The sequence below is a fragment of the Methanosarcina sp. WWM596 genome (assembly GCF_000969965.1).
Lineage (GTDB): Archaea > Halobacteriota > Methanosarcinia > Methanosarcinales > Methanosarcinaceae > Methanosarcina.
The window spans coordinates 1,869,411-1,885,398 of sequence record NZ_CP009503.1 but is presented as its reverse complement, the minus strand read 5'-3'; the positions used below and the strand labels follow the sequence as shown (position 1 = coordinate 1,885,398).

The window sequence follows — 15,988 nt, the reverse complement described above, 5'->3', positions numbered from 1 at the left end:
CAGTACTGCGAAAAAACAAGTTTCAGATCGTTGTTTATTTATACCTTTACCTACATAGTTATTATTGGTCCATAGGGTCAGTCCCTGATGTATGAAGAAGACGTACGAAGAAGATATGTGACTTAAATAAGTAGTAACTTGACTAAGGAAACTTAAGTGAGTAATGACTTAAATAAGTAGTAAATTAACTGAGTACAGAACTAAATTACATAAAATTGGACCAGACCTTATGGATCACTTCAAAAGATTCTAAAAGGCTTTTCTAGTAAATTAATTTCTCATTAACTCGTTCTTATTTAAAATTATAATTCACCCATTATAATTCCCTATTATAATTTCCCTATTATAATTCCCTTATTATAAGTCTTCCAGATCCTACATGAAATGGTGAATTTCAGGGGTTATTTTTAGGAGGGGATCTCATATGACCCTGGTTTAATGTTCTTTCAAAAAGTAAATTCTGGAATATTTCTTTCTTCAATTTCGGTATTGTTTTTTCTGAGGGGAAACCAAAAATTCTTTTCTCATAAAAGTTCACAGAGTTTTTCATCAAATTACTGTTATCTGAAATATATTTAGGGAATCTGGAATCCAAGGTAAAGGTATAGGCCCAATTTTCCTCTGATCTTATAGACCATCCAATACTCTGGCATACTAAAATAGCAGTTTTGTATTATAGCAGTTTTGTATTTATAAAAAAATGGGTCGTCATCTTTCCTTTTTGGAATGTAAATATCACTTATATTCAGGTACGGGACTTTAATCAAAAATATTTGGGTACGGGACTTTAATCAAAAATATTTGGGTACGGGACTTTAATCAAAATTTGAAACCTGGAGGATTCATCTGCAATGTCTACACCTTCTATCATGGAAGGGGTGCAAAGCACGGTGGGTTCTGGGGTTTTTAGATGGTGATTCAGAACTCTGCCCTGAAATGTCGAGCTCATCAATGATTCCTACCGCTTCCTGCACAAGAGACGGCTTGGGGACCATGAACACAGCGTTCTTCATATGCTGCGAAAAAAGCGCTCTCCATCATGAATATTCTTGATGAACGGAAACACAACGTCCCTGACGTGCTTCATCATCTCCTCAGCCGGTTTGTGCTTCCATTCCGACCACCTGCAATCCTCATGCCCCTCATAGATAGAAACGTAAACCTGTCCGTTCACGTTCGCCCACCCCTGCTCCAGCACGTCCATATCCTCAAGCTTTTTCATGGAAAAGAGGTACGACATCTGCTCAATGGACTGCAAAAGATTGGACAGCCCACCACTCCAGAACCTGTCCCAGAAGGCATCTATTTTTTACTTTTTTGGGTGGGAGTCTCATGTGATCACCTGTTGTTAACCTGTTTTGAAGCGTTGGTTTCGGGCATTGGAATTTAAATGTTGTGCTTTGTTGTGGATGTTAGATAGCAGTACTGCTAAAAAATAAGATTAAAGTCGTTGCTTTTTTATACTATTACTTACATATACATAATTGGTCCATAGGGTCAGTCCCAATGTATGAAGAAGACGTACAAAGAAGATATGTGACTTAAATAAGTAATAACTTGACTAAGTAACTTAAATAAGTAATAACTTGACTAAGTAACTTAAATAAGTAATAACTTGACTAAGTAACTTAAATAAGTAATAACTTGACTAAGTAACTTAAATAAGTAATAACTTGACTAAGTAACTTAAATAAGTAATAACTTGACTAAGTGACTTAAATAAGTAATAACTTGACTAAGTGACTTAACTGGGTAATGACTTAAATAAGTAGTAAATTAACTGAGTACAGAACTAAATTACATAAAATTGGACCAGACCTTATGGATCACTTTAAAAAATCCTAAAAGGCTTTTCTAGTAAATTAACTCCTTATTTTAACTCAAATTCTTTGTTTTAACTCAATTTTGGCTTTGGATTCTAATTCTTTCAGGTTACGATTTCATGCTTGTTTTAGCCCGCAGATGTTGTCAGTTATTTCCATTTTCAGAACCCTACACTCCCACCGGTCGCAGGCGACCGGCCTTTTAAAAAAAGCCATGAAAAAGAACTTTGAAGCCCGAATGAAGAGCTTTTAAGCCTTTCAGGTTTAAGGTTTAGTTGGTAGCTGCTTTGTTGCTTTTACTCCATTTCTTTCTTCTTTTTTGTCTGAAAGCCGCTCTCCTACGTTAGCATGACAAGAGCGGTTCGGTATACCTAATAAGGTTGTACAGGTAAAAATTCATAATTCAGGATTTTGAGCCAATCGTTTTTTTCTTTTTGCACTAAATATCAATCACTTAGGACCTATCCGAAAAGTGGTTACATACTGTAACTTTTACAATATGCAATATGCAAAACCGGGACGGACACTCTGATATTATATACCCATTATGACTTTTCAACATTGCATTACTGACTTTTCAGATAGGCTCTTAATCAAAATTGAAAAGATCAAAAAACATCCGGTGAAAAACAGCAGAAAAGTTAACGTAAGAAGAAACCCAGAGGCACTGCATCCTTACTGCATTCCCCAATACAGTCTTCGAATCTTGTTTATGCTTCCCCAAACATATTAAATTCGAAGAAAGGATCAGCGACCCTCCAGGTGATTCTTTGTGTGGTAGATTATACCCCACCTTATTTTCCAACTCCAGCATATAATAATAAGATAAATTATTTTAAATTAATTACATCAAAAATTGTACCCTAACGAAAAATAATTTGGCGTAAAAAATTTCAAGCTCACTATAGCGCTTTTCTTATGCAATTTTTGTTATTTTCAATGACATTATAATTTTTAATATAATATAATTATTTAATTATATCAAAATTTAAAATAAAATTTAATTTTTCGTATCAATTATGATATATATATTGATGTTGTCATAGATGTACAGATTAAGAGTAGTAGGGTTTCCTCTTAATCTAGGGTTGGATCGCAGGTAGGGCTTGAGAATAGGGACTCAAAACCCTACCATCTACTTCTTAGCTAATTTTCAAAAACATGACTTTTTTAGAAATTAGTATTCTTTGAAATATTTAAAAAAGATAAAAAAACAAAAAAAGCCACGTATCCTGCCATTTCATAGTTTTCGGTTGCTAGTCCCACTACTCCTTTAATTCCTAAAAATCCAAAGTAGCCTAAATTTTTTTTGTTTTCCATAGTGGAAATAATATTAAAAAATATTTAAAATTTTTTAAAAAAGAATGCATACGTCTTTGGTTAAGTGAGAAATCATGATAAATTGCGTCTATTTCTGCAACAGCTATCCATCCACAACAGCTATCCATTCACAACAGCTATCCATCCACAACAGCTATCCATCCACAACAGCTATCCAGGATTTTAACAGAATATGGGCTGGATAAGATCTGCATTCGGCAGGTTGATGAATAATTAAATATATTCAGCACAATATCTCTTTTTGTGACTTCCACATCCCTAAAAACAGCAACAATAAGTCAAATGCCATAATCAAACGTACTACCTTTTTAGGACATCTTGGAATCATAGTCAGTTTATTCCGTGAACTCGAAGTTGACAAATTGATCAATGAAAAGTTTCCCAAATCACGAGATCACAAAGTTTCTCACGCTAATTGTATACTTGCAATGGTCCTCAATGGTTGGCTTTGGCGATGTTAAGGTATGGAAAAATAGTTACTATACAGATTCCTTTTGCCTTGGTTATGGTTGGCTTTGGCGATGTTAAGGTTTGCGTAATCCTGCCTTTAAATAAGAGGCGAAATAAAATGAAGGAACACAGAATCAAAGTTTTATCGATATTGATCACAATGTTGATCATTAGTTCTATTAGCGTGGCCTCAGCCAATGTCTACGTCTTAGGCTATAGTGCCGTCGATGATGGAGAAATCCGCTACGGAGGAAGTACACAATACACTGATGCTCAAGAGTACTCATTCGACTTATGGAATGATCTCGGTGAAGTCGATATTTTACCAGATACCATTTGGACATATGAAGATGACCAATATGGTGACTATTACAACGAAGATGATGGAATGGTTGGATAATACCATCCTTTATCAACATTCACAGATTTAATCAGATTCAATGAATACTATTTCGACAGTTTCACAGCTAGTTACAAAAAAATGGCTGCTTCACACGAATTAGGGCATGCATTAGGACTTGCCCACAGTAATTCAAACAATATAATGTATGAACATGCAACAAGTAGAACCACACTAGGAGTAGACGATATAGACTCTTATAATTATCTATATTAATTCTACAGGAGTGAAAATAGTGGAAAATAAATTTAATAAGCTACTCGCAGTCTTCGTACTTGCAGCCATCCTAAGTACCATTGTTTATATCGCTCAACCAAATGAAACGGGTGATGATATACAAATCTCCTATGGTACTGCTCTCTATGCTATCAATGTTTCTGATGACCGAGAACTAATTGGTGCTTCAACTGATGCATTCATTGGTAAAGTCATTGAGCAAGTTGGTAACTCCACCGAGCCATATGTCCGTACACATTTCAGCGTTGAGGTCTTAGAAACAATAAAAGGTGATGTTTCAGGAAAAGTTATTGTAAATCAAAGAGGTGGCTTCCAAACCATCAACGATGACACATTTCTGATTCTTACAGAGGGAGATGAACTCCTACAGCCAGGGAAAACCTATTTCTTTTGTACTAAAGGAAACGACGAAAGAGGATATACCTTCATTCCTGTATATGGAAATATTTTAATTAAAACAGAAGAAGATTACCAGAATACGACGAAGAGGTTCCAAAAAGCACTTGTTGAAGAGATTCCTGAAAAACTGCCTAATAAAAGAGAACAACAAGAGTAATTTTTTAGTAATTAAATCACTTACGAATCAAAGTTTATTTAAAAAAGCTATGAATCATGGAGTCGTTTATTTAACCAAAAAACGACTCCATTTTTGGTGCAGGCAGAGCCAGTAAACTGGCTGTGTCTTAAGAACTTCTTAGGGCTCACCGCGAAATAACATAGGCAACTTTTTAGACTGTACTCCACCATTTTCACAAGCAAGCCCACCGATTAAATCCCAACATAATTATGCATTATCCAGGTTATTTCGTAACGAGCCCTAAGAGTGTGAGGGATAAGATTCAAACCCTTGCTCACGCCTCTTATTAGGAGACACTTTCTGCAAAAATTATTTATTAGCAAAGTATGAGGTATGTTTATTTATAAGTCAGTTATCATGTTTCCCTCTATTTTAGCCACCTGATAACAAACTGGCTTATACTCACTTTTTTAGAATATATTTCACCGCTAACTATTTTATCCATATAATCATAAAAATATACTTACGTTGAACTATAAAGCAACTGTCTACTGAGGACTTTAGATTCAATCTATTTTTAAAATTTATTAGAATAACCTGAACTCCGTCACATCTTAATTTCACTACCCGTTTTGACACTTTCACTATTCATCGACTTGACACTTTCACTATTCATCGACTTTTCGGTACTTATGTTTACGTTTACTTAGAAATAAGAGCACTTATGCTTTCGCTCGTAACAATGCCTATTACGCGGTGCTCGGAATCAATGACCGGAAGTGCGGAAATTGAGTAATCTTCCATTATTGAGGACGCTTTCTCAATCCTTTCGTCTTCATATACGTACTTGACATACCGTGTGATAATTTCATCTAGCTCATTGATTTTGCAGGCTACTGCTTTTGTAATGTCCCAGGAGGTAACAATGCCTTCAAGCTTTTCATCCTCTGAAATGACCGGCAGGTGGCTCACACGTTCTTTTACCATGAGTCTTGACGCGTGCTCGATTGTTTCGTCTCTTGAGACCGAATAGAAATTCCGGTTCATCACGTCGCTTACAAGAATCTGCGAGAGGAAGCCCCTTATCAGGTAGTTCAGCTGTCCCTCTTCAAGCAGAAAAGCATCGTGTCCGTATTGAGACCTGATTTCTTCGTACCTGGCATCTATTCCGTTTGCAGTAAGAGCCGATACGATCTCCTGACCCTGGTAAGGGGGATAGAGCCAGTCTGAAGAGATAGAAATTACTAGATACTTTGCAGTAACTCCGGAAAAGCCCTCTATAAGGGAGCCGTTTTTTGCAAGGTCAAAGTAGTCCACGGCTTTTGTAATATACAGGTAAGAATTGGCATCAAAACGCTTTGTAAAATTATCTCCCTGATAATTCAGATAGCTCTCAACCTGAAAGTTTGGAGCGAGGTCAGGGGAGACATCCAGGGAGAGTTCAGGGGAGGCAGCCGGGGAGAGTTCAGACAAATTCGTGCTTGTCGTGCCTGTCGTGTTTTTCATGCCTGCTGCATCCGCATCCCGCTCGAGCCTTCCGAACTTCTCCTGCATTGAAGCGTCACTCAGGTATGTAATATGCCCTATCATGCGTGCAAGGGCCAGGCCCTGTGCAGGGATTTCTTTTCCGTAGTAGTTTCCCTCGTTCCATTTCGGATCATCGGTTATGGCTTTCCTGCCGATTGCTCCAAATGCGATTTGCTGCGGGGTCGTAGAGGCTGTGGTCGCTATTGCAATTGCTTTTTTTACCATATCGGGGTAGTTGACCGTCCACTGGAGCACCTGCATTCCTCCCATGGAGCCGCCCACAACCGCAAAAAGCTGTTTTACTCCGAGGTGCTCGACAAGCTTTTTCTGGGCCTTTACCATATCTGCTATGGTAATTACGGGAAAGGAGATGCCGTAATTTTTTCCGGTTTCAGGGTCTATGGAAGAAGGACCTGTAGAGCCTTTACAGCCGCCCAGTATGTTTGAGCAGATGACACAGTATTTTTCAGTGTCAAACGCTTTATTGGGACCGATTACAATGTCCCACCAGCCGGGTTTTCGCTCACCTGTATGGAAACCGGCAGCATGAGCATCTCCCGTAAGGGCGTGGCAGATCAGGATAACGTTACTCTTATCGGCATTCAGCTTTCCATACATTTCGTACTCTATCCTGACGCTAGAAAGGGTTTTTCCGCTCTCAAGGCTGAAGGTTCCTGGGATTTTATAGTTCATTGAGCGGACTATCCCGATACTCTTGCCTTTTTTTTCCGAAAACAGTTTTTTAGATTTAGATTTAGAAGAACTTACGGAAGAAATTGCCATGTTTACTCAGACCTCGGAAAGTGCCTGTTTGATGTCGAAAATCAGGTCTTTTTCATCCTCGATTCCTATGGAAAGCCTGATGAAGTCTTCAGTTACTCCACATGCCAGCTGTTCTTCTTTTGAAAGCTGTTCATGGGTGGTTGAAGCTGGATGGATTACAAGGCTTTTTGTATCCCCGATATTTGCAAGGTGGGAAAAGATCTCAAGGCTTTCAATAAACGTTTTGCACGCACTAATTCCACCTTTAATTCCAAATCCTATTATCGCACCAGAACCTGATGTGAGGTATTTCTGTGCAAGTTCATGGCTCCTGTGAGACTCAAGGCCAGGATAAGAGACCCAGGAAACTTTCGGATGACCCTCCAGGAACTTTGCAACTGCAAGGGCATTGTCGCAGTGTTTTTTCATTCTCAGGGGGAGGGTCTCAAGCCCCAATATGAACAGGAATGAATTAAAAGGGGAAATGCATGCGCCTGTATCCCTCATGAACTGAACCCTCGCTTTTCCAATAAAAGCTGCCTTTCCGAAAGCTTCCTTATACTTCAGGCCGTGGTATCCAGGGTCGGGGTCGCAGATTTCAGGGAACTTCTCAGGGCTCCAGTCAAAGTTTCCGGAGTCAATAATTACCCCACCTATCGAAGTCCCGTGTCCTCCTATGAATTTTGTTGCAGAACAGACGACTATATCTGCTCCGTGTTCTATTGGCCTCAAGATCAAAGGAGAAACAGTATTGTCCACGACAAGGGGGATTCCTGCTGCATGAGCAATCTCTGCAAGTTTTTCAAGGTCAGCGACGTCCAGTCCCGGGTTTCCTATTGATTCCACATACAGGGCTTTTGTGTTCTCGGTGATTGCATTTTTAAATTCCTCAGGGTTTGTTGAGTTTACGAATTTTACAGTCCTTCCGAGTTTGGGGAACGTATAATTGAAAAGCTCGTAGGTCCCTCCATAGAGCTTGTCCCCTGAAACGATCTCATCTCCGGGTTTTGTAAAAGTTAGAAGACCCGTTGTAATTGCAGCCATCCCTGAGGCTGTTGCAAGGGCGTCTATACCTCCTTCGAGAGCAGCAATTTTATTTTCAAAGACATCGGTTGTAGGGTTCATCAGGCGTGTATAGATATTGCCTTCTTTTCTGAGCCCGAAAAGGTCGGCTGCTTCTTCAGTGTCTTTAAATACATACGCTGCTGTCTGATAAATCGGAACTGACCTTGCTCCTGTAGCTGGATCAGGTTTTGAACCGGCATGTATCGCGAGGGTTGAGATACCCGGGTTTACCAGGCTTCTTCTTTTCAACCCTTTTTCTCCAGTTTGATTTTCGTTTTTGTTTTCCATTTTATTTTGTCTCCAGACCGGGGTTTTCAATTTAGAAGTGAGAATCGAATTCACATAGCTCCGGGTTGCAGCCGGAAGCATAGCCACTCTGTCATTCTGACATACATTTACTTTGTACATACATTCACAATTGTGACGTGATCTTCACAATTGTGATATTTCTATAAAAAAGTATCCATTGGTCATCGGTTAAGAACTTACTTCCATCTACCAATAGTGTTTTTCATTTCACCTTTTCATAAAAAGAATTCTTCTCTGAACCTTTCTCTGTTTACATGCGGGTCCAATGCTTGACTTTCATATACACTCATTATTGTTTCAAAAGTTCTTTGAATTCCACATCTATTCAGAATTACTGTCAACAAATCTGATGCATTCTCTGCAAATATTGTGCTCCAACGTAACTGCGTATATTGAGCCATTTTTTCAGGATGAGCTGTCGAGTTTCTTACGAAAGAATAAATTCTTCTGCTAACGATTAGTGTCAACATTGCTGTCCATATTAAAGCCTCAATTACCTGCACATTCTTTGTTTCAAGAATTTCAAGAGCGTATTTGCTTTTCAACTCCTTAAACAGCAGTTCTATGTCCCATCTTGCTCCATATAATTTTGCAATGTCTTTTGCATTCAAAACATCTTTCTGAATATTTGTGATATATATGTGATGCTTTTCATCCTCATCATTATATACCGCAACAAGACGTACAAGCATCTCATCCCGCTTTTGTTTGCCTTTATACGCTCTTCTTTTGAATGCTATTTTTACAACTGCATCAATATCTTTTCCAGAGAGTTGTTTAATACACTCACTAACAGGTTTTTCCGCGAACTCTTTGCTTTTTGTCTTAGAAAGTCCTTCTTCAACAGAAACAAGAATAGGATCCATATTCTTCCTTATTCTTGAGACAAAATATCCTCCGTTTTCCTCAACTCTTGCAAACATTTGAGTTTTGTAAAATCCAAGATCAACAAGAAGAATACGGTCTTTGATCCATGGGCCGATTTTCAATGTTTTGATCTCAGCTGTTTTTTCAGAGTACAGAGCAACTGTTTTAGGCCCATTAGCAACTGCACTTACCATAACTCCCACTTTTACCCCAGCTGATACTGTTCTTGCTCTTGCTGCTGGAAACTTGTCTGCTAAAGATGAGTGAAGACGAACAATTGTGCTGTCTTGAATGAGAACATCCTGAAAGTTTTCGAGTTTTTTGCAAAGTTTTCTACCAGGTTCTTTTGCAAGCTCTTCTATGCCGTGAATAACACACTGATGAAGAAACTCAACAAGTTCTGGAGTGAATCTATAGTACCAGCTGCTGTCGCTTAATGTCTTATTTGATTCTTTTTCATATCCTCTTTTCAAACTGGCAAGTGTACGCTGCAAGCGTACACCAAAACCAAGAGTTAAAACCCAAAAGATGATGACAGGGTCAATTTTACGCTCACGTACTATGAGGTCAGTTTCTTTGGCAGTTTGCCTTAACCACTCTTCGGGAAACATTTCCCGAAGAGAGTCTTCAAGAGTAGGTGGGGGACGAGGAGACATAGATGCACTAATATTTAGATTATTATTATAAAAACACATACGAGAGTGATTCCCTAACGCTTAACCGATGACGTATGAAAAAGTATCTCTTAACCGAAAAAAACATTGCCTGGAGTCTAAAATTCAAAAAATAGTTTAGAGATTCCTCAATAACCTGACAGTTTCGTTTGATAACAATCAAGCACTAAAAAGAATGACCCGAATGTCAGGGATACTATTCTAGCGGTGCTCAATAGAGCTCCACTATTATCTGAGAATTGCAGTTTTTTGCTGAAAAAGCATATTTCATATGGCTGAATAGTTATTTTTTCATTAGATTATTGCTTCACAGGGCAATCTTATTATTATTTATAGCACTGATAATAAATATATACATACATAGGTTATATTATTCTCAATTGTAAATATCAAAAAGTGATGGTAACTATGGAAACTCCGTGTCAGAAGATTGTGTGGGATCTGGTCCCCGCAATAAGGGCCAGTCTTGCAATCGAACTTGTAAATAAAGGACAGTCACAGGCAGCTTCCGCAAAGTTGCTGGGGATTGCACCTTCGGCAGTTTCCCAGTATATATCGGGAAAAAGAGGATACAGAATTGAGTTCCAGGGTGAAACAAAAAAATTGATTGAAAAACTTGCTCAGGACTTAATCGACAATAAAGTCGACGACTTTGTACCAAGGATCTGCAAGATCTGTACAAGTGCCAGAGGAATTGAGAGCAACTGCAGTAGCACCTGTATTACGGAATAACAGGCAGTTAAAATGAAGAAAGATCAAACGTGATAAAAATAACAAGGAAAAACCAGAAAGTAAGAATATCATAAAAAGTCTGTGAGAATATAATCAGGACAGAATTAAGTTCTGCCTGAAAAATGCACTTATACATTTCTGTTTTTGATTTTTTGAATTATATCTATGAAATCTGCAGTTTCCTTTTTTACATCGTCGCTGCAAACTACTGCAGAAATTGCAACAAGGCTGTCAGCTCCATTTTCAACTACAATTTTGCAGTTTTCTTTATTTATTCCGCCAATAGCTGTTACCGGAATTTTTATCGCATTTTTAACTTCTCTTATTCTGGCAGGACCAATTCCTTTTCCTGCATCTTTTTTAGTAGCAGTATCGAATATGGAGCCCAAACCTACATAATTTGCACCATTTATCTCTGCCTCGATTGCTTCATCAACGGTGTGAACAGTGAGGCCGATTATCTTATCTGCACCCAGAAGTGTTCTTGCAGTTTCAATTGGCATGTCGTCCTGACCTATGTGAACTCCATCCGCGTCAACTGCCAGAGCAACGTCAATCCGGTCGTTTACAAGAAATATTGCTCTTTTGCCGCATATTCTTTTGATTTCAGATGCTTCATTGACCATTTCTTTTGTACTCTTGTTTTTCTCCCGGTACTGAACAATTTTGCAGCCTGCTTCAACTGCTTCTCTTACATCGGATAAAGTCCCTTTCTTTGAGAGTCCGGAGTCTGTTACAAGGTAAAAGTCAATCTCTTTTAAAAGGGAAATTTTCCGGGGAAGATTTTTTTGATTGAAATTTTTCGGATTGGAGTTTTTCTGATCCATAATGCTTCAGCCCATTCATTGTACGTGTTTAAAAATAATTCGGATCCACTTAATAAATAAATTAATCAGGAGCCAACTCATAAATTATTGATAATATACTAATCAGCTTTTCTGTGCCCGATATTTATATTGTCATGTATTCAAAGGTGGCAGGCTCCATTCGCCAGGGTGCTGGACGAAAATGATCGAAAGACGCCATTCGAGATGGCATGGCAGGTGCACAGCAAAGGTTCACCAGCAGGGTGCCCGAATAGTATTCGTACCGGTTAAGCAAACCGGGGGTAAGTCCCTTTTTCCAGCTTCATCTTTCTTCGACATTCCTCATACATTTTATTTTCTCATCTGACAGGTTGAACACTTCATCATACAGGTGAACCTTAAAACTTCCGGGTCCGTTTGATTTTACAGCTGCAAGTTCTCCTGCAACTCCGAAGTAACATAAGGCATCTTTGGCAGCATTGCAATAATCCCGATTGACCGCAGCAAATAAACCTATTATTGAGGCAGCCATGCAGCCGGTCCCGACAATTGAACCCATCAATTCATGCCCGTTCTTCACAATAAATGTCCTGTTTCCGTCGCTTACTATGTCTTCCTTTCCTGTCATTACCACTACACATGATTCTGATTTTGCGAATGCTTCTGCAACTTTCTCGGGGTCGGCATTGATTGAGGTAGCTTCAACCCCCTTTGTTTCAGCGTTTTCACCTGCCAGTTTTGCAATTTCGGAGTAATTGCCTTTGATGATGTCAATACGGGCCGAACCAAGGATTTTTGCAGCCATTTCATCCCTGAATTTCGTAGCCCCAACACCGACCGCATCAAGTACCACCGGAATATTCCTTTCGTTTGCAGCGGTAGCGGAAAGGAGCATGGAATCTATAATATCGGATGTCAGGGTCCCGATATTGAGTACGAGAGCCGATGAGATCCTTGTCATGTCGGCACATTCTTCAGGGGCATGAGCCATTACAGGAAGCGCGCCAAAAGCTCTCGTCATATTTGCACAGTCGTAAATAGTTACCCAGTTGGTAATGTGATGAATCAGGGGTTTTGTTTCCCTTATTGTTTTTAGTGGCTCGTTCATCAGTATTCCTCAATAGACATTTTGAATTATACGCGTTTATTTGCATCAAAGCCTTGCTTCTGGAAAAAGAGCAGGGCTCTAAAATAAGCATCAGGGTTTGGAATAAGCATCTGTAGTATAATTCGTGATAAGTACTACAGTATAAGCACAAGGTAGCACTGAAACTTTCAGTTAAACCTGTAGTACCCGTAATAAAGCATTAAGGACTCATAAGTGAACTACCCCGCCCTGTTTTCTGATGAAAGCGAGGACGGAGCTTCCTTCGAGTGATTACGTCACCTGGATATTTGCAGTGATGCAAGTATCCATCTGTAATCCTGTTTGTCGAAGATTATCAGAAAATTTCTGATAGCCTGTCCACAAAGCATTCTGTGATAAGAACTGTTTCATGATGTTGATAGCACTATTTCTATCCCTATCAATAACGTTTCCACAATCACATTTCATAGTTCTTTCCCAAAGAGGTATGTTGTGTCTTTTTCCACAGACACAGCACTCCTTTGATGTATAAGCTTCATCAATTCTTATCACTCTTTTACCTGTAAGCTCTGCTTTGTAGGTCAAGAATTCGATGATACGAGAAAGGTATCCTTGATTCCGGGTTGATCTACTCTGAGAACGTTTTCTTTTTCCAGTTACTTTCTTTGATTGAGCCATACTTTTTACGTTAAGATCACCAACAATTATTTTATTGGCTCTGGTGTTTTCAATCATGGTTTTAGAGAACTTATGTTGAAAGTCTTTGATCTGATTAGACTTTTTTGCTTCCATCTTTCTATATGTTTTGTGCAGTCGATTCCATCTATTACTTCCTTTTTTACAATGATCTTTTCTGGATTTGATTGTATCTATTTTAGTATTCCAGTATTGATCTGAACGTGGTGTTTTAACTTCAAAGAATTTTCCTTGAGTGTTTACTGCTGTTACTATTTTCGTGATTCCTAAATCTATTGCTTGATACAAATCGTTATCAACATACTCTGTTATAGGACTTATAGGATTTTCATCATATGTTATTGATACAAAGAAATTTCCTCTACCCTTGTATGGATCATCATTGTAGATTTCTATCTGCTTGATTGTCAATAAATCACAGGCGTTTCCGACTTCAAAAGATAATGGGATTTCATTTGCCTTATGAAAGAAACTAAGTTTTTCACTATTGATTTTGAATCCACTTTGATTGTAAACCAACGTCATAAAGTATTTTCCACTTCTGAACTTTGGCGGTCTTGCAGATTTAGCACCATTTTTCCAGAATGAGAAGAATGATTTGTAATTAGCATCAAGCTTTTTCAATACCGATTGCAGTACTTTGGAATACACTATATTGTACTGAGGGTATTTTTCTTTCAATGCTGGAAGATGATTCTGTTGTTCTATATATTTCACACTTCTTTGTTCAGTTTCTTATCTAGTTTCCCATGAGTCTTTTTCTTTTGGCTAAAGCGAAATTATAGAGGCATCTACACTGTTCAGATAATTGCCAAAGAACATCTACTTGTTCTTCAGTTGGATTGATCTTTATCTTCTTCGTCAGATGCATATTTACCTTGATTCTCCACACATTGCTTCAGTATATCTAAGGTTACTTGTCCTTCTAAGGTTACTTGTCCTTCTAAGGTTACTTGTCCTTCTAAGGTTACTTGTCCTTCTAAGGTTACTTGTCCTTCTAAGGTTACTTGTCCTTCTATGGTTATTTGTCCTGTCGATTCGATAAAATACGATCTTGACCAGAATGTATCTTTCCATAACATAGTTTTTACTTCAGGGAAGTTTTTACGAATCTCCCTTGAAGTTATTGTTTTATGGTGTTGATATACTTTGGAATATCAAGCGAAGGTTTTGCTGAAAATAATAAATGAAAATGGTCTTTGTCACACTCGATATTCAGCACTTCAACATCAAATGTTTCACTTATGTTATGGATTTTTGTTTTGAGAAAATCAACAACTAAAGGGTTCGTTAGAGCTTTTCTTCTATATTTCACGCATTGAACGAAATGATTATTCATCCCCAACCTGTCGCTAACGCTCCGAGGAAGGGGACTTCCCGCCTTAGAGTTAAAAATGCTCCTCATTTTTGATCCATTCCGTGTATAAAAACCCTGTTACAAATTCTTCAAGCATCGTCGGACTTACCATTGCGATCAGAGCATGGTGTCCGTTAACAAAAACCGCAAGAGTCACATCCATTACAACATCATGTGATGACGGGACCATTGATCCGTTATCACATTTTATGCAGAAGACCGTTGTGCCTTCCTTCCCACCAATACAACCGCTGATCGAATTATGAGTCTCCTGAAGCATCACAGGTGTTTTATCTGGGTTGCAACCCTTGTTAGCCTGTGTATCTCTCTGGCCATGTTAGCGCGGTACTTAAACTTGAAGAAATTTATATAAGTAAATGAAATTCACAATTGTTAATGTGGTGGAAAAGGAACTTATCGGTAAAATACTTTTTGTCCCAAAAACGAATGCATTATCTTACAAAAAGAATATTTCTGAAAGCTAAATACAATTCTAAAAATCAAATAATTGCTTGAATCATTTATGACTCAAAATTTGAACCCCTTTTGATTCAAAATACATGAACAGCAGCTGCTTTAAAATATAACCAGACACTGGTTCCTATAGAAATATTGAGTTCATTTATAGAAATATTGAGTTCATTTATAGAGATATTGAGTTCATTAAGAAATTCACGAGTTATAAAAACATTGAAGAATTCTCCGGTATCTACTAATAATTTGATAAGTGATCCGGTGTCAATTATGCCATAAACTTTACCCTGAATTCTATTTCTGGCACTGGTTTGTACCTTTTCCCTGGATACTGTTATTTCATCAGGGCGTACCGTGAAATTAACTTTATCCTTTTTTTCAGTCAAAGTAAACACAGTTATCGAATCTGTTTTTATTCTTGCCAGACCATCCGAACTCTGCTCAATTTCCCCATTCATTACATTTTCAATACCAACAAAATCAGCCACAAGCCTGTTTTTCGGTTTCCTGAATATCTTTCCAGGCGTTCCGGATTGCAGAATCTGCCCGTTATAAAGTATAATCATCCTGTCTGCAAGCTTTTGGTCCTGTGAAAGGTCATGAGTGGTCAGTATAATGGTTGTTTCGGATTCACGGTTAATTTTCAGGATTAATTCCTCAAGTTTCTTCTTAGATATGGGGTCAAGATTTGCAGTCGGTTCATTCAGCAATAGTAGCTTGGGATCTGTACTCGTAACCCGGAAGACCTATCAACTCAAGGAGTTCTCTAATCCTCCCGTCATATTCTCTTTTCTTCCCCTGATTTTCAAACCATAAGCAATATTATCATAAACGCTGGCCTTAAAAACGAGAGGTTTTTGGAAA

Annotated in this window: 18 protein-coding genes and 2 pseudogenes; 6 read left to right on the top strand and 14 right to left on the bottom strand. The window is 38.3% G+C overall.

What is annotated here, in order from left to right; all coding sequences use genetic code 11:
• Positions 1-787: 787 nt before the first annotated feature.
• The 4 genes from MSWHS_RS22285 to MSWHS_RS20180 form a co-directional block, all read right to left on the bottom strand.
• Positions 788-871 carry a hypothetical protein gene (locus MSWHS_RS22285; protein ID WP_369798977.1) on the bottom strand — a complete coding sequence of 28 codons (84 nt, stop codon included), beginning with the start codon at positions 869-871 and terminating at the stop codon, positions 788-790.
• Entirely contained in the window at positions 843-1,013 is a 171-nt protein-coding gene (locus MSWHS_RS21410) for a hypothetical protein (RefSeq protein ID WP_231585664.1), read from the bottom strand. Before MSWHS_RS21410 ends, MSWHS_RS22285 begins: the two co-directional genes overlap by 29 nt.
• Positions 1,010-1,258, bottom strand: a complete 249-nt coding sequence (locus tag MSWHS_RS21405; protein WP_048128028.1) for a hypothetical protein — start codon at positions 1,256-1,258, stop codon at positions 1,010-1,012. Before MSWHS_RS21405 ends, MSWHS_RS21410 begins: the two co-directional genes overlap by 4 nt.
• 1,735 nt (positions 1,259-2,993) lie before the next feature.
• On the bottom strand, positions 2,994-3,143 hold the full coding sequence (locus MSWHS_RS20180) for a DUF3796 domain-containing protein (protein ID WP_156148137.1): 150 nt from the start codon (positions 3,141-3,143) through the stop codon (positions 2,994-2,996).
• Between the two features lie 275 nt (positions 3,144-3,418).
• Between MSWHS_RS20180 and MSWHS_RS19190 the strand changes: the two are divergent.
• The 4 genes and pseudogenes from MSWHS_RS19190 to MSWHS_RS08300 all read left to right on the top strand — a co-directional run.
• A pseudogene (locus tag MSWHS_RS19190) lies at positions 3,419-3,607 on the top strand (DUF4277 domain-containing protein); the annotation flags it as partial.
• A gap of 62 nt (positions 3,608-3,669) precedes the next feature.
• Positions 3,670-4,014 carry a hypothetical protein gene (locus MSWHS_RS08305; RefSeq protein WP_156148138.1) on the top strand — a complete coding sequence of 115 codons (345 nt, stop codon included), beginning with the start codon at positions 3,670-3,672 and terminating at the stop codon, positions 4,012-4,014.
• 81 nt (positions 4,015-4,095) lie between these two features.
• Positions 4,096-4,230 carry a matrixin family metalloprotease gene (locus tag MSWHS_RS22280; RefSeq protein ID WP_082088093.1) on the top strand — a complete coding sequence of 45 codons (135 nt, stop codon included), beginning with the start codon at positions 4,096-4,098 and terminating at the stop codon, positions 4,228-4,230.
• A 19-nt stretch (positions 4,231-4,249) separates the two neighbouring features.
• Positions 4,250-4,807 (top strand): hypothetical protein, encoded by a 558-nt coding sequence (locus MSWHS_RS08300; RefSeq protein WP_048128035.1) that lies wholly within the window; start codon positions 4,250-4,252, stop codon positions 4,805-4,807.
• Positions 4,808-5,470: 663 nt separating this feature from the next.
• Here the strand turns inward: MSWHS_RS08300 and MSWHS_RS08295 are convergent.
• The 3 genes from MSWHS_RS08295 to MSWHS_RS08285 form a co-directional block, all read right to left on the bottom strand.
• Positions 5,471-7,078 (bottom strand): homoserine O-acetyltransferase, encoded by a 1,608-nt coding sequence (locus tag MSWHS_RS08295; protein ID WP_048128036.1) that lies wholly within the window; start codon positions 7,076-7,078, stop codon positions 5,471-5,473.
• Between the two features lie 6 nt (positions 7,079-7,084).
• Complete coding sequence (locus tag MSWHS_RS08290; protein ID WP_082088094.1) at positions 7,085-8,410, bottom strand: O-acetylhomoserine aminocarboxypropyltransferase/cysteine synthase family protein; 1,326 nt, start codon at positions 8,408-8,410, stop codon at positions 7,085-7,087.
• A 236-nt stretch (positions 8,411-8,646) separates the two neighbouring features.
• Entirely contained in the window at positions 8,647-9,954 is a 1,308-nt protein-coding gene (locus MSWHS_RS08285; RefSeq protein ID WP_048159596.1) for an IS4 family transposase, read from the bottom strand.
• Positions 9,955-10,380: 426 nt separating this feature from the next.
• On the opposite strand from MSWHS_RS08285, the gene MSWHS_RS08280 reads away from it, so the two are divergent.
• Positions 10,381-10,704 carry a transcriptional regulator gene (locus MSWHS_RS08280; protein ID WP_048128039.1) on the top strand — a complete coding sequence of 108 codons (324 nt, stop codon included), beginning with the start codon at positions 10,381-10,383 and terminating at the stop codon, positions 10,702-10,704.
• A 128-nt stretch (positions 10,705-10,832) separates the two neighbouring features.
• On the opposite strand, the gene thiE is transcribed toward MSWHS_RS08280, so the two are convergent.
• Entirely contained in the window at positions 10,833-11,531 is a 699-nt protein-coding gene (gene thiE, locus MSWHS_RS08275; RefSeq protein ID WP_052722656.1) for a thiamine phosphate synthase, read from the bottom strand.
• Positions 11,532-11,660: 129 nt separating this feature from the next.
• On the opposite strand from thiE, the gene MSWHS_RS21400 reads away from it, so the two are divergent.
• On the top strand, positions 11,661-11,801 hold the full coding sequence (locus tag MSWHS_RS21400) for a hypothetical protein (protein WP_231585663.1): 141 nt from the start codon (positions 11,661-11,663) through the stop codon (positions 11,799-11,801).
• A gap of 31 nt (positions 11,802-11,832) precedes the next feature.
• On the opposite strand, the gene thiM is transcribed toward MSWHS_RS21400, so the two are convergent.
• The 6 genes and pseudogenes from thiM to MSWHS_RS08250 form a co-directional block, all read right to left on the bottom strand.
• The gene (gene thiM, locus MSWHS_RS08270) at positions 11,833-12,618 is read right to left on the bottom strand and encodes a hydroxyethylthiazole kinase (RefSeq protein ID WP_048128040.1); all 786 of its coding nucleotides are present in this window, start codon (positions 12,616-12,618) and stop codon (positions 11,833-11,835) included.
• A 270-nt stretch (positions 12,619-12,888) separates the two neighbouring features.
• Entirely contained in the window at positions 12,889-13,974 is a 1,086-nt protein-coding gene (locus tag MSWHS_RS08265) for a transposase (protein WP_231585662.1), read from the bottom strand.
• A gap of 58 nt (positions 13,975-14,032) precedes the next feature.
• Positions 14,033-14,164: a helix-turn-helix domain-containing protein gene (locus MSWHS_RS21395; protein ID WP_231585661.1), complete on the bottom strand. Its 132-nt coding sequence runs from the start codon at positions 14,162-14,164 to the stop codon at positions 14,033-14,035.
• Positions 14,127-14,632, bottom strand: a pseudogene (tnpA, locus tag MSWHS_RS21390) (IS200/IS605 family transposase). The gene MSWHS_RS21395 and the pseudogene tnpA overlap by 38 nt, the downstream one beginning before the upstream one ends.
• Positions 14,633-14,681: 49 nt before the next feature.
• Complete coding sequence (locus MSWHS_RS08255; RefSeq protein ID WP_048158921.1) at positions 14,682-14,930, bottom strand: hypothetical protein; 249 nt, start codon at positions 14,928-14,930, stop codon at positions 14,682-14,684.
• A 271-nt stretch (positions 14,931-15,201) separates the two neighbouring features.
• On the bottom strand, positions 15,202-15,834 hold the full coding sequence (locus tag MSWHS_RS08250) for a hypothetical protein (RefSeq protein WP_231585660.1): 633 nt from the start codon (positions 15,832-15,834) through the stop codon (positions 15,202-15,204).
• Positions 15,835-15,988 lie beyond the last annotated feature (154 nt).